Here is a 15,441-nt window from a genome sequence, read left to right as displayed (position 1 = left end):
CCCTCGGGCCGGACAGGTCACTGACGTGCTTGCATGAAACGAAGTGGCTTACCAGCCGAAGCTGACGCCGACGGACGCTGACGATTCACCGCCTCCCGCGATGGAGCCGCCGACCAGCACCGCACCGTTCGCCGGCAGCGTGTGCGAATAACCCACGGCCAATGCTCCCTGGCCGTTGTAGCCACCGGCCGCCGCACTGACGCGGTTGGTCGTGTTCTGCGCGGCGGCAATGGCGCCTGCCATGCCGGCCATCGCCGAACCCATGGCACCCACGCGATCCAGTCGCGTGTTGACCTGGTGGAACTGCTGGTTCACCTGGTCCTTGAACGAGTTGAAGCTGTCGGTGGTGACCATGTTGCCGAGCTTGCTGTCGGTGTAGGCATTGGCACTGTTCAACGTGGCCTGGTCACCGGCATCGGCATATGTCTTGGCAGCGGCGATCGCCTCGGACGTTGCGCTGTCGAGCTGGCCCTTGTTCACCGCATCGGTGGCGACCGTACCGGCGGCCACGTTGGTGATCTGGCGTTCGCTGCCAGCCGCGCCCACCGATACGGCGTTCTCTCGATCGGCCACGGAGTTCGCACCCAGTGCGACCGAGTTGGCCGCCGTCGCCGTGGCTGCCTGACCCACCGCAACACCGGACGCCGCCGTCACCGAGCTGTCCGCGCCCACCGCCACCGCATTGGTCGCCGCCGCGGAGATGCTGGTGTTGTTGCCCAGCGCGGTGCTGCCATCGGCTTCGATGCGTGCATTGATGCCAACGGCGCTGTCACGCGAATCCTTCGCGTAACTACCGGCGCCCACCGCCATGCCGTTGCCGGTGCCCGGCGTGACGCTGGGTGTGGTGGAAGCAGCCGCCACCGGCGTGGTGGTGGCCGTGGCTGCCGTCGGCGTTGCGCTGGCCGTTGCTGCCACGGACGGCGTTGCCAGATCCGCCGTAGCGCCGGTGCCCACCGTAGCCGCCGTGGCGGTCGTGGACTGCAACGAGGCCGATGACAGCATGGCGTGCGTCGTCATCGTAGCCGTCGACGAGGCTGCCTTGTTCTCCAGTGCGTTGATGCTGCTGATCGCACCACCCACCGCACCATCCAGCGCGGTCAGCGCATCACCGACATTGAAGTAACTGCTGCCCTGCACCTTGAAGATCGGCGTGCCGATCAGGCCATTCGCACCCAGTGACACGCCACCGCCAACGGTGGCGGCGAGCGAGCTAAGCTGGCGCACGTTCACCGCCTGATCCATCTGCGTGCCGGCGGCCAGGTTCGACAGCACCGTGCCGCCCTGCCCGCCCAGCGTCACCATGGATTGCGTGGCATCGTTGTAGGTCAGCGCACTCAGCGTCTGGCCGCTGCTGCTGACCAGTCCGGTGTCACGCAGCTGCGCCAGGTTCACCGCATCGGTATCGCTGGTGCCTGCGGCCACGTTGGTGATCTGGCGTTCACTGCCTGCGCTGCCCACCGACACGGAGTTGGCGCGGTCGGCCTGCGAGTTGGCACCGAGCGCCACGCTGTTGTCCGCGATGGCCGTGGCGTTGTAGCCGGTGGCCGTGCTCTGGTTGCCCAGCGCCGTCGCACCGCTGCCCAGCGCCACCGAGCCCGGGCCCTGCGCGAAGCTGGCCGAACCCATGGCGGTGGCGTAATCGCCCGCTGCCAGTGCGGCGTCGCTGCCGTCACCCGCACCGTTGGCGGCGCTGTACTGCGTCGCCGTCGTGAGCTGCGCCACGTTCACCGCATCGGTAGCCTGCGTACCAGCCGCCACATTGACGATCTGGCGCTCGCTGCCTTCCGCACCGACTGACACGGTATTGGCGCGCGTTGCCTTCGAGCTGGCGCCCAAGGCCACACTGTTCACCCCTGCCGCGCTGACGCTGGCCGAGGCACCCAGGGCCATGCCGCCCGTGGCCGACGTGTTGATGTTGGCCGCATCGCCGAGCGCCACGCTGTTGGCAGCGAATGCCCGGGTGCCCGAACCCACGGCGGTGGCATCGGCACCCGGGGACGAAGCGTGCGAACCCAGTGCCGTGGACCAGTCGCCAAACGCCTTTGCGCTGCCGCCCACGCCGGTGGCACCGAAGCCTTCGACGTCGGTGAAGTCACCCACAGCCGTGGTTTCGCTGTTGGTGGCGCGGGACATCATGCCCAGCGCGGTACCAAACACGCCGCTGGCGTTCGAGTTCATGCCCACCGCGACGCTGCCGATGCCCGTGGCCGATGCAGGTGCGAAATCACCATCGATGGTGCCGCCTGGGCCGTCATGCGGACCAAATGCCTCGTACTGCGTGGCCTGGCCCAGCTGCGCCACGTTCACCGCATCGGTGCCCTGCGTGCCGGCCGCCACGCTGGTGATCTGGCGTTCCGCACCCGCGCTGCCCACCGACACGGTGTTCGCGCGGTCAGCCACCGAGTTGGCGCCGAGTGCCACGCTGTTGTCCGCCGTGGCGATGGCGTTGTAGCCCACCGCGGTGCTGTTGTTCCCCAGCGCCGTGGTGCCACTGCCAATGGCCGAGGAGCCATCGCCCTGAGCGAAACTCGCTGAACCCACGGCGGTGGCATCGGTACCTGTAGCCAGCGCGTTGTCGCTGCCGTCTCCCACGCCATTGGCGGCAAGGTAATGCGTGGCGGTAGCGGTGGTGGCGTTGAGCTGCGCCACGTTCACGGCATCGCCGTTGTCCGTGCCTGCCGCCACGTTGGTGATCTGCCGCTTGTTGGTGCTGCTGCCTACCGACACGGTGTTGCTGCGCGTGGCCGTGGAACCCGAACCAAGCGCCACGGCACCGCTCACGCTGCTGCCCACCGTGGCTCCCACGCCGAGCGCCACGTCGACGCGACCGGTGGCCTGGCTGGCGTAACCCATGGCCACGCTGTAATCGCCGGTGGCATAGGTGCGGCCGCCGATGGCAATGCCGTACTGGCCGCTGGCCAGGCTCTGCGTGCCCTGGGCGATGCTGAAGCGTCCATCCGCTTCGGCCATGGTGCCGACGGCAATGGCCGCATAGGCGTCCGAACCGGTCGATGCACCCGGGCCAACCGCCGTGGAAGCGAGGCCCTTGGCCGTGGTGCCCACCAGGATGCCGGTGGGAATGTTGTAGAGCACGCCACCCTGATCCACCGGCGTACCCAGCGCCACGCTGTAATTGCCGCTGGCCGTGGAGCCGTTGCCGAATGCGCCGGATGCCGTGCCGGACGCATTGGCGTAACCGCCGATGGCCGTGGCGCCGTTGGTCGCCTTGCTGGAAAGACCCACGGCCACGGCCTGGCCACCCAGCGCCTGCGCGGCGTAACCCTCGGCCACGCTGTAGCCGCCGGTGGCCTGTGCGTACGCACCAGTGGCGGTGTCGCCCGCCTTGCCCGCCGTGCTGCTGGCACCCGTGGCCGTGGCGTAGACATCGTTCGCCTGCGCGTTTTCACCGTAGGCCGAACTGTGATCGCCCGCGGCTACGCTGTTGTAGCCGGTCGCCGTACTGAACGACCCCAGCGCCGTACTGCCGCTACCGATGGCTGACGAACCCGTGCCGGCCGCGAAGCTGGCCGAACCCACCGCCGTCGCGTCATCGCCCACGGCCAGCGCATTGTCGCTGCCATCACCCACGCCATTGGCAGCCAGGTAACGCGTGGCGCCCTGCAGTTGCGCCACGTTCACCGCATCGGTGGCCTGCGTGCCAGCTGCCACGTTGACGATCTGACGCTCGCTACCGGCCGAACCGACCGACACCGTGCTGGCCCGGTTGGCCACCGAACCGGCGCCCAGCGCCACGCTGTCCACACCTGCCGCCGTAACCAGCGAATACGCACCCAGCGCCATGCCACCGACCGCTGCCGGCAGCACGTGTGCGGCATTGCCCAGTGCAACGCCGCTCTCGGCGAAAGCGGTAGCACCCGCACCGACGGCCGTCGCGCCTTCGGCGGGCGTGGACGCATGCGCACCCAGCGCCGTCGACCAGTCGCCAAATGCCTTGGCGCTGCCACCAACACCGGTCGCGCCGAAACCTTCGACATCGGTCCAGTCGCCCACAGCCAGCGTTTCGCTGTTGGTGGCGCGGGCCACCAGGCCATACGCCGTAGCGAACGCGCCGCTCGCCACCGCGTTCATGCCCACGGCAACGCCACCAATGCCGGTGGCCGACGCTGGCACGAAATCGCCGTTGATGGTGGCGCCCGGCCCTTCGTGCGGACCAAACGCCTCGTACTGCGTGGCCTGTCCCAACTGCGCCACGTTCACCGCATCGGTGCCCTGCGTACCGGCAGCCACGTTGGTGACCTGGCGCTCCGCACCCGCACTGCCCACCGACACGCTGTTGGCACGATCGGCCAGCGCGTTGGCGCCGAGCGCCACGCTGTTGTCGGCCGTGGCCGTGGCGTTGTAACCCACCGCCGCGCTCACGCTGCCGATGGCGGTGGCACCACTGCCTGCCGCGGTAGCGCCGGTGCCCATCGCGAAGCTGGCCGAGCCTACGGCGGTACCGTAGTCAGCGGCGACGTCGGCCTGATTGCCGATGGCCACGCTCTGCACGCCGCTGGCCATCGCATTGACACCCATCGCCTGCGACTGGTTGCTGATGGCCGAGGAGCCTGCGCCAATGGCCATCGAATCACTGACGTTCTGGCTGGGATCGTCGCTGTCCGCGTTCGGATTGCCCGCGGTGGCGCCCACGCCAATGGCCATGTTGCGCGTGCCATAGCCGCCACCGGCCCAGGCACCCGAGCCCAGCGCCATGTCGTTGTCGTAGGCTGCGACCGCACCGTGACCCAGCGCCACGCTGTCCTGGCCGAAGGCAACGCTGGCATAGCCGACGGCCGTCGCGCCATCGTGCTGGGTAAGCGCCTCGCGACCGACCGCCACCGTGCCGTCGCCTGCGGCAAACGACTTGTAGCCCACCGCCACCGAACCGCTCAGCGCACCATCGCCGGCATCCTGGCTGCCGCCGGCATAGGCCAGCGTGCCAAGCGCCATCGCGTAATCACCGAAGGCCGTCGCCGCGGCGCCATAGGCGTTCGAACCCTTGCCATAAGCCCAGGTCAGTTCGCCACCGCTGGTGCCCGAGCGCGGCAGCTTGCCGTCACCATTGACATCCAGCCAGCCGCCGATGGCCGTCGAGCCCTGGCCGAGTGCGTACGTGCCCGTGCCCAAGGCCATCGAGCCCTGGCCGTAACCCACCGAGCGCACGCCCAGCGCAATGGCGTCGAGGGAGTTTTGTGCCACGGCGGCCTGGTAGCCGATGGCGATGCCGTTCTGCGCACCGGAATACGCCAGTGCGTTGTTGCCGATCACCACGCTGTTGATCGAGCCGCGCGGATTTCCACTGCTGTCCGTGCCATCCGTGGCGGCCGCGCCGTATCCCATGACGATGGAACCGCTGGAGTTGGCATCCACGGAAGCGGCCGTACCCACCACCACGCTGTTCGCCGCCTTCGCCTTGGTCAGGCTGCCCACGGCCACGGTGTTGTCGCCAAGTGCCTGTGCCTGATAACCGGTGGCCACGGCATAACCACCCGCGGCCAATGCGCTGGCGCCCAGGGCGGTGGCATCACTGCCCGCGGCCGTGGCGGCACCACCCAGGGCCGTGCTGCTGTTGGTCTGTGCCTGCGCGCCTGCGCCCACGGCCACGGCATGGATGCCCGTGGCGGTGCTGGCGTAACCGGCGGCCGTGCTGTTGTTGCCTATGGCCGTTGCACCACTGCCTGCTGCCGATGCACCGGTGCCATCAGCAAAACTGGCCGAACCCACGGCCGTCGCATAATCGCTGCTCGCGTAAGCCATGTTGCCTTCGGCAGTAGCCTGCTCGCCTTGCGCGACGCTCTGCGCACCGGTTGCCGTGGCACCGTGGCCCGCGGCGGAACTCATCGCACCGCTGGCGCTGCTCTGTGCGCCGCTGGCCGAGCTCTGGTAACCCACGGCCTGCGCACCTTCACCCTGCGCGGAAGCCTGCGCGCCGATCGCGATCGCGCCGTGGCCGCTGGCCATGGTGGCTTCGCCCGGGTCGGGCTTGCCGTTGCCATTGGTATCGGTCCACGTGCTGCCGCCGATGGCGACGCTGTTGTCGTCGGTGGCGGCGGCATATTCGCCGACGGCTACGCTGTGCGCACCGACGGCGGCGCTATACGCGCCGACGCTGGTGCTGCGCTCGCCGATGGCCTGGCTATAGCCACCCACCGCCGTGCCAAACGTCGTGGCAGCGCTGCGTGCGCCGACGGCCACGCTGGCTTCACCACCCGAGGCGGCCTGCCGGCCCACCGATACGCCGCCGCCACCGTAGGCAGAGGCTTCGGCACCAATCGCGGTGGCGCCGTCGGCCTCGGCGTCCGCCCCCGTGCCGATGGCCGTGGTGGCACCACCCTGACTATAGGCGGTGGCGACATCGCCCACCGCGAGATTGCCCAGACCGTAGGCGACCGCATTCGCACCCACGGCCGTCGCGGAGCCACCTGCGGCGACCGCGTTGCCACCCATGGCCGTGGAGGCATTGCCCTGCGCGTAGGCATTGCTGCCGAAGGCGGAACCGATATTGCCGTCCGCATGACTGCCCGCACCCACCGCCGTCGCGCCGTGCATGCCTGCCGCCGTGCTCGCCTTGGCGCCGATGGCCACGGCCTGCGTGCCCAACGCCTGTGCATCGTCGCTGCCGTCACCCTTGCCGGTGGCCTTGAGGTAACGCGTGGCATTGACCAGGTTGGTGTTGGCTTGCGCGGCGGTAGCGTCGAGCTGTTCCTTGTTCACGGCGTCGTGGGCATTCACGCCATCGTCCACGTTGGTGATGCGGCGCTCCTTGCCTGCCACGCCCACCGAAACGGTGTTCACTTCATTGGCCACCGAACCCTGGCCCAGCGCCACGCTGCCTGCGGCAGTGGCCACGCTGCCGTCGCCCACGGCCGTCGTGCTGCTGGCGGAAGCCGACGCGCCATCACCCAGGGCGCTGCTGTGATCGCCGCTGGCCAGCGTGTTGTTGCCGAGCGCCGTGGCGTGTTGTCCGGTGGCAGCCGCCACGTCGCCGCAGGCCATCGACGTCCCCGTGGCCGTGGGTTTCTGGCCGGCAGTGAAGACGCCACTGCACACCGCCGCATGCGATGTCAGCGGCGCAAGCGCCAGCGACAGCACCACCGCAGCGGCAACGGCGCGACGCGCGGTCGCGCCACTGCGCCCCTTTCCATGGGCACGTGCAAGCTCGGAGGCAACCACTACCGCCCCAAGCGCAGGACTCCAGATCTTGCTGTAGATCGTGTTCATTGAATCTCCCCATCAACGAGTTCGAAAGGCATGGCGCCCAGTCATCGAACTCGCTCCCCCTCATCGACCCGCATCAGGGCCGACGGGCGCGCGATGGAAAGTCATCACATCGGTGCGCCGCAAGTTCGTTCGTTCAAGGGTGAACCTGCGCAAGGTTTTCGGTCACTCACGTTTTCTTCGTCTCCATCACCAAGTTCACGAAAATCGCCGGCGTGGTTGAGTACGCGAAACGTGACGAGGCGCGCGAATGGAATGTGCACTCCGTTCGCAGGCAGGTGCGCGGACCTCCCCGGCAACGGTCGCGAAATGCCGCGTCCATGCGGACTTGCGTCACCACGGCAAGCACACGCATGCAAGGCCATGCGACCTATCCCTTCTTCGCAAAAAGAAATGGCCCGCTCTCGTCGCGATCGAAACCGGCGCGATTTTTTGCCAGTTTTTGCCAAAGATGTTGTTCCCACGGCCGGCCACGCCATGACATGCGCACAGACGCGCAGGCGCCCACGGGCAAGGCGCGTGAGGTTGGACATGGCGTGCTGCGCGCGTGCAACGAGCGCATTCAGGCGCCGACGGCCTCGTCGGCGCACGTCGTCATCGGCGAGGTTCAGCCATCAGTGCGAAGGATGGGCGCGCCTGTTGCTGGCAATGACGCCGGAGGGAAGCACACCGTAGACGCGACGATAGACGTCGGAGAATCGACCGAAATCCCACACGCCAAATCGCCGGCACACGCCGGCCACCGTGTCGCCTGGCCCTGCCTGTTTCAGTGCGTCGTGGATCTTCCTGAGCCGCTTGAGTACCAGGAAGCGATACGGGCTTACCCCGAAACTTTCCATGAATACCGCGTGCAGCGTTCGGCTGGAAACACCGGCAACCTTGCACAGGTCGGTCATGTATATCGAATCGCTGTCAGTGGTTTCCAGCCACTGTAGGGCCCGCCCAAGCACCACTCCGCGCGACAGGCGCGGTCGACCTTGCGCTGCAGAACGCGCGCCCCCTGCCGACTGAACCGCCTCGTAGATGGCCCAGGACAATTGCGCATGAAGCATGGCCTGACTGGCGTCATCCATGGTCGCGTTGCCGGTGTCGGATGCCCCGGCCATGCGCTGGATGATGTCCTGCAACCGGCGCATGAGCGCGCCTTCGACTGCGCCGATGCGGTGACTATGCAGATCGGGGCGGAAATCTTCGTGAGTCAGGTCCAGCCACTGGTGGACGGTCTCGCCGGCCACACTTACCCCGATCCACGAGAAAACATCGCTGTTGTATACGCGAAATTCGCGCTCGGGCACCAGCCAGGACAATGTGGTGGTGCCGGCCTGCTCCCCATTGACGGCGAGCGAGCCGGGTTCGGATAGCGGAATGAACAGACCGAAATTGCCGGCATGGCAGGCGCCTTCATAGATGGCACCACCGCCGTTCTGGCCAACCATGATGTCCATGTCGACCAGTGGGACATGATGCATCTGCCAATCACGGGTACTCGATCCCACGGGAATGTAATGCCCGCGCACACCGCGCATCGTGGTTTCGAACTCGTCGAATTTCAAACCGGTGATTCGATTCACCAGCCGCCCCCGCATCAAATCAGGATACGCCGCTCCCCCAAGCGACAGGTTTCATGGTCACGGCCTGGCGAAAGCTCCGTGCAAGCCTATGTATAACCTGTCCGAAATTCGCAAGCCACGTAAATTCGGCAAATATCTGCGGCAAAAATGAGACACGGTTCTCACTCGGCGGTGCAGCGCCTGGTTGTTCGATGGATCGGGCGTGCCGCCCACATGAAGCAGGCAAACAGCACAAAGGAAATGACCGAGTCGCCCGGTACTCCATCAAGACGCCCTGATGACACGGATCACCAGGGCGAAACAACTCGACAGGGAACGCCGGATGCCGGACATATCCCCGGCATCCGGCATTCCCTGAAGCAATCAGTTGCTGCTGCCGTTCGGGCTCTGCAGCTTCTGCATGGCTCCGTCGATGGCCTTCTTCATGCTCAATGTGTCGGACCCCTGGCTCGGCGGATACTCTTCCAGGCTCTTGAGGTGTGCCGCGAGGAAAGGTACGGCCGCCGTGGGCGCCCAAAGCTTCTCGGCGACGAACTTGCGGCCTTCGTACTGATACTCCTCCGAGTCAGGCGTGACCTTTTCCATCGGGTCCATCAACAGGTTCACGATGTACGGCACGCTGGGATAGGACTTCTCGTCAAACCAGCTGCCGTGGTGCTTGACGCCAATGTGCATCTTCCAGCCATCGACACGCACCGCCATAAGATCGGTTTCGTCGTAGTAGAAGATTTCGCGACGTGCCGACTTGTCGGTTTTTCCGGTCCAGTAATCCAGATTGTTGTAGCCATCCAGATGCACCTTGTACTTGGTGCCGTTCATGGAGTAGCCCTTGAGGAGATCCTCCTTGAGGTTGGGCAGGCCCGCGGCGGCAGCCAGCGTGACGTACAGGTCTTCGTGACTCTGGATGCCGTTGCCTTCCCGACCGGCCGGGATATGGCCAGGCCATTCGACCAGCATGGGCACACGCAGGCCACCCTCCCAGGTCGTGCCCTTCTCGCCACGGAACGGCGCGTAACCACCATCGGGGAAGAACATGAACTCGTTGCCGTTGTCCGTGCTGTAGATGACGATAGTGTTGTCGGCAACACCAAGATCCTTGAGCTTCTGCAGGATCTTCCCGACCAGTTCGTCATGCTCGATCATGCGCGCGCGCACCACGTCCTGTTCGGCACGACCTTCGTCCACCGCCATCTGCACGTACTTCGGATTCGGGTGCGACCACACATGGATGGCCGTGGAGTTGTACCAGATGAAGAACGGCTTATCCCCCTTGCCGACCTTGTCCATGTACTTCAACGTTTCATCCGTGACCTCCTGGTCGATGGTCTCCATGCGCTTGCGCGTCAGCGGACCGGTATCCACGATCTTCTGCTTGCCGACCCGGCCAAACTTCGCGTCGGTGGTGGAGTCATCGGTATCCGTGGCCCAGGTATGCAGCACACCTCGCGGACCATACTTTTCCTTGTAGGCAGGGTTCTTCTGCCCCGGATAGTCCAGCTCCTCCGGCTCTTCCTCGGCATTGAGGTGATAGAGGTTGCCGAACCACTCGTCGAACCCGTGCACGGTGGGCAGGAACTCGTTGCGGTCACCCAGGTGGTTCTTGCCGAACTGCGCCGTGGCGTAGCCGGCTGACTTGAGTACTTCGGCGATGGACGGATCGCTTTTCTGGATGCCGCGAGTCGACCCGGGAATGCCGATCGTGGTCATTCCCGTACGAATGGGCAGCTGCCCCATCACAAAGGCAGCGCGACCCGCCGTGCAGCTGGGCTGGCCATAGTGATCGGTGAAGATCATGCCGTTCCTGGCGATGGAATCGATGTTGGGCGTGCGGCCCATCATGCCGTGCGTGTAGGCACCAACGTTCCACATGCCGATATCGTCGCCCCAGATCACCACGATGTTCGGGCGACGTCCATTGTTGGCAGGGTTGGCCGCGACAGCCGCGACAGGAGCAGGCGTGACGGCATTGGGCGTTACCGGTGCGGCCGTCGGGGTGCCGGCTTGAGCACCGGTGCCGGCCACATCACCACTGCTGGCCTGCGTCGAGGACAAGCCCTGACCCGACTGGGAGCAGCCGACCACGCCTCCCATCATCACCACCAGGCCCACTACCCATGGAACAAAAAGAGAAACAAATCCCTTCCGCGCAATCTTCATGATGCGGTCTCCAGGTGTGCGTTCATAAATGCGCACGCCGATTGCCCGCCCTCAGGTGCAGAAGCCAGACCGTAGACGCGTGCTCGTCAACTTTCGTGGATACGGAAGAACCCGTAAGTTTGTGCGGCCCCATGGTGGTGGCCGAGAACGACAGAAACCAGCGAAGAAGTACCGTGAAAGGGTCAGGTAGTTTTACCCAAGGCGCCTTCAGTCACGACGGGAAAGCGTGGCGTTTCAATGAGCAGGCATGTCATGGCATGCCGTGCTCGCAGCAAGCGCAAACACCGTGCAAACCCATGCTCATGAATCGCTTCTACGACATCGCTACCATCCTGCACTGAGGCGTGCAGCCCTTCGCCCGCAATGGTTCGATTCACCTATTGTCGAAGCAGCGCCTGGCAAGCCCCATCTCTGCCTGTACCTCGATCTTGATGCGACGGGTGCCGCTCTCAAGAAAGCGGCGTGCCGTCGCGCACGTGTCTTCCAGGAACTGAACATGGACCGGCACGGCGCACCAAGCGACGTCAACATCGTTGCGCGCAGGGATGGACATCCATCCGCTCAGGAAGATGCGGCGCCGTCCTCCCGCTGTGGCGCCCACAGGAAGCCGGCTCGCACGACGGCAAGCCCATCGGTGCCCGCCCGGCCGAAGCGGACACCCGCCAGAGTTTCACGGCGAGCAGACGCTCAAGACGGGCCAGCCACCGACCCGCACCATGGCCTTTAGAGAGTCCAACCCTCTCGATACTCGCGACGCAGAAACGCGTTCGCGTCCGGCATGTTGGTGATGCGCATGTTCGCGGCGTCGTACTCGATCCTGCCTCCCGCGCGGAGGGACACAATGCCGAGCAGCATGACCTCGGTCAGTTTCGCAGCGTACGAGAACGGCGAGGATGCCTTTGCCTTTCCTTTGCAGGCGTCCACCCAGTTCATCTCATGTGAGGTCTTGATGCGCGCGAAGGTCTGCGGAGGCGTGCCCACGGAATCATGCAAGGACTGCGGCAACAGGCGCGGGTTTGCGCCGTAGGTCTCGTGGATCAGGGCACCCTTGTCACCCACGTAGAGAACACCACCGTCCTTGCTTATCTGCTCGGCGCCCAACGCCTTCAGGCTCGGCGGCAGCAGCGCGCCGTCGTACCAGGTGAGCTTCACCGGCGGTCGGTTGCCGCGCTCCGGGAAGTCGTAATACGTCATCGTCGCCAGCGGGTACGACGCCCCGTTGAATGGCGTCGAGACGGTTTCCACGGAGGTTGGAAAGCCAAGATCCAGCGACCAGAACGGCGAGTCGATCAGGTGCGCACCCATGTCGCCGATGGCCCCCACACCCCAATCCACCCAGCCGCGCCAGTTGAAGGGGTGATACACGGGGTGGTAGTCGACCACGGGACCGGGGCCAAGGAAGAGATCCCATGCCAGCCCTTCCGGCTTCGGATAATTGCCGACCATGGCATTGGCAAGGCGATCCATTACGGCATCCTGATTCCAGTTCGCGGCATCAGGTTGCGGCCGGGTCTGCGGACGCGGAATGCCCTGTGGCCAGTAACCCAGCGGGCGATTCGTCCACACGTGGACCTCGCGAACGTCGCCGATGGCACCGGCGGCAATGTACTCGTTGATCAACCGGGCATCGTCGGTCGAGTGCCCCTGGTTTCCCATCTGCGTGACGAGATGCGGATTGTCTTTCGCTTTTCTGGAGAGCTCGCGGGCTTCGTAAATCGACCAGGTGAGCGGCTTCTGCAGATACACGTGCTTGCCATGGCTCATCGCCGCGCTGGCGATCACCGCATGCAGATGGTCCGGCGTGGCAATGACCACCGCGTCGATGTCCTTCTGCTTCTCGAGCATCTGGCGGTAATCGGTATAGCGTTTAATCGATCCAAATTTTTTGGAAAGAAGTTTTGTATGCTCGATCTGGTCCTGCAGCTTCAGGCGCTCCTCGGCGGTCTGCGCCATGTCGAGGCGAGCCTGCGTCTTCGCCAGGCCATCGACCATCCTGTGAAAGGACTTGTCCGTGTACTGCCAGTCCACATCGCACAGGGCCACGATGTTCTGGCCGGCCAGGGCGCGCATGTTCTGCATACCCATGCCACCGACACCGATGCCGGCAATGTTCAACCGGTCACTGGGGGCTGTGTGGCCAATGCCGCCGAGGACGTGGCGAGGCACAATCATCAATCCGGTTGCGGCGATGGCCGTGCCCGCGAGGAATTCGCGGCGGGTGATCCTGCCGCCTGCCACCGGTTCCGTTGAGGCTCCGCCGTCACGGTGGCCCTGTTCGTCTTTCGCGATCTTCGATTCGTCCGTCATGGGTGCTGCAACCCTCCCGTTGGATATCGGTATCCGAAGCACAGCATTCTGGCTGCAAAAAGATCAAGGGATCAAGGCGACCGGCCCGGAAGGTCGCACAGACCGAGCAGTTGCCGACATTTATCAGCCATACCGGCGACAGGTTGCCGCGGCTATCCGCACCACAGGCTCCAAGACATTCGGCAAGCACGCGCGGCAGGACGGCGGCTTCGCCAGCCCGGGCTGGCGGGGTCACGTCAAACGCCGGATCTGCTTATGGAGCCCCGCACATGGCACTGCAGTCGTAGCCCGCCTTGCCTGACGCTGTGCAACATGGCAAGGTTCGGCCTCTTTGTGTTCGCCTGATCCCGCTCTGATGCATTCCCTCGTGCTGCCTACGCCACCGTGACCTGAGGCCGGCGCTTCCGCGCCGCCGTGTGATGCTCCGGCCACGCCGGAGCGAGGTGCCGTGCCATGCGCGGCAGGCATGTCTTGCGTCGCTGTATGCGTACGCTGTGCAGGAAAATCGTATGTCCGGCTCCCTTCTCCCTGTCCGCCAGAATCTGCTGGCTGGACTCACGACCGCGTTCGCGCTGGTGCCCGAAGCCATGGCGTTCGCGCTGGTGGCGCATCTCAATCCGCTGCTGGGTCTGTACGGCGCGGCGATCATCGCGGCGCTCACGGCAGCCTTTGGGGGTCGCCCCGGCATGATTTCCGGCGCGGCCGGTTCCATGGCCGTAGTGATCGTGGCCCTGGTGGTGCAACATGGCACCGAATATTTTCTGCTCACCGTGCTGCTGGGTGGCCTGATCCAGTTCCTGTTCGGCCTGCTGCGACTGGGCAAACTGGTGCGAATGATTCCGCACCCGGTCATGCTGGGCTTCGTCAACGGCCTGGCCATCGTGATCGCCGGCTCGCAACTGGAACATCTGCGCGCACCCGGCGGCGGATGGCTCGGTGGCAGCGCCCTCTACCTGATGCTGGGACTGGCACTGGTGGCCATGCTGGTGGTGTATCTGCTGCCCCGCGTCACCCGCGCCATGCCTTCGGCCCTGGCAGCCATCGTGGCTGTCAGCCTTATCGTGTGGCTGTTTGGCCTGCATACGCGCACGGTCGGGGATATCGCTTCGATCAAGGGCGGCCTGCCCGCCCTCCATTGGCCGGTTGTGCCATGGACGCTCGACACCCTGAAAATCGTGTTTCCTTATGCGCTGGTGATGGCCATGGTCGGCCTGCTGGAAACGCTGCTCACGCTCAATCTGGTGGATGAGATCACTGCCAGCGAAGGTCAGCCCAATCGCGAATGCATGGCACTGGGCGCGGCCAACCTGGTATCAGGCCTGTTCGGTGGCATGGGCGGCTGCGCCATGATCGGCCAGACCATGATCAACCTGACCTCGGGCGGGCGCACACGCCTGTCCGGCATCACGGCCGGCGTGCTGGTGATGTGCTTCGTGCTGTTCCTGTCGCCGCTGATCGAACGCATTCCGTTGGCGGCGCTGTTCGGCGTCATGCTGGTGGTGGCCCAGAAAACCTTCGCCTGGGGCACCCTGCCCCTGCTCCGCCGACTGCCACGCGCCGATGCGCTGACCATCATTGCCGTCACGGTTATCACGGTGCTGACCAACCTTGCCACGGCCGTGCTGTGCGGCGTGCTGATCGCCTCGCTCGCGTTTGCCTGGAAGCATGCCGAGCGACTCAGCGTAAGCCGAGAAGACCTGCCCGATGGCAGCCGTCGCTATCGCCTGCATGGCACGCTGTACTTCGCCGCCACCGCTCGCCTGCAGGCCATGTTCGACGTGGAGAACGATCCGCCTCGCGTCGAGCTCGACTGCTCGGGCGCGCACCTGGACGATCACTCCGCCATCGAGTCGATCGAAGCCCTGCGCCGTCGCTATGCCCAGCAAGGCAAACAGCTGCAGGTCACGCGCCTGAACGATGACTGCGAAGCGTTGCTGATGCGCGTGGGTGGCAGCGAGGCGCATTGAACACGTGCGGAACGAGCCGGCCTCACGTTCGCGAGGATGAAGGTTAAGTAGTTCTACTGGATCTGGTGCAAAACAGTTTCCCCGCATCCCCGGCGCGCCCCGCGCCGGTGCCAGGCATGCCCGGCGCCTTCGCAAGACGTTGAGCTTTGCCCGAATAGGCTTGCCGCCGCGGGCGTGTGCGATACCGCGCGGGGAAAGAAAGGGGTACGGCCGACGACCAA

The 15,441-nt window shown here is 65.3% G+C and carries 5 protein-coding genes; 1 reads left to right on the top strand and 4 read right to left on the bottom strand.

Annotated elements, in window-relative coordinates:
- Nucleotides 1–48 precede the first annotated feature (48 nt).
- From H8F01_RS19820 to H8F01_RS19805, 4 genes are all read right to left on the bottom strand, one after another.
- The gene (locus H8F01_RS19820; protein WP_187056730.1) at nt 49–7,221 is read right to left on the bottom strand and encodes an ESPR-type extended signal peptide-containing protein; all 7,173 of its coding nucleotides are present in this window, start codon (nt 7,219–7,221) and stop codon (nt 49–51) included.
- Between the two features lie 611 nt (nt 7,222–7,832).
- A complete protein-coding gene (locus tag H8F01_RS19815) occupies nt 7,833–8,804 on the bottom strand; it encodes an AraC family transcriptional regulator (protein WP_187056729.1) in 972 nt (323 codons plus the stop codon).
- Between the two features lie 348 nt (nt 8,805–9,152).
- The gene (locus tag H8F01_RS19810; protein ID WP_222615688.1) at nt 9,153–10,946 is read right to left on the bottom strand and encodes an arylsulfatase; all 1,794 of its coding nucleotides are present in this window, start codon (nt 10,944–10,946) and stop codon (nt 9,153–9,155) included.
- A gap of 723 nt (nt 10,947–11,669) precedes the next feature.
- Nucleotides 11,670–13,253, bottom strand: coding sequence for a Gfo/Idh/MocA family protein (locus H8F01_RS19805; RefSeq protein WP_187056728.1), 1,584 nt, complete (start codon nt 13,251–13,253; stop codon nt 11,670–11,672).
- Nucleotides 13,254–13,762: 509 nt separating this feature from the next.
- Here H8F01_RS19805 and H8F01_RS19800 point away from each other — a divergent pair.
- Nucleotides 13,763–15,220: a SulP family inorganic anion transporter gene (locus tag H8F01_RS19800; protein ID WP_187056727.1), complete on the top strand. Its 1,458-nt coding sequence runs from the start codon at nt 13,763–13,765 to the stop codon at nt 15,218–15,220.
- The last annotated feature ends 221 nt before the right edge of the window (nt 15,221–15,441 follow it).

This window comes from Dyella telluris (assembly GCF_014297575.1).
GTDB classification, from domain to species: domain Bacteria; phylum Pseudomonadota; class Gammaproteobacteria; order Xanthomonadales; family Rhodanobacteraceae; genus Dyella; species Dyella telluris.
This window is presented reverse-complemented; position numbering and strand designations above follow the sequence as displayed.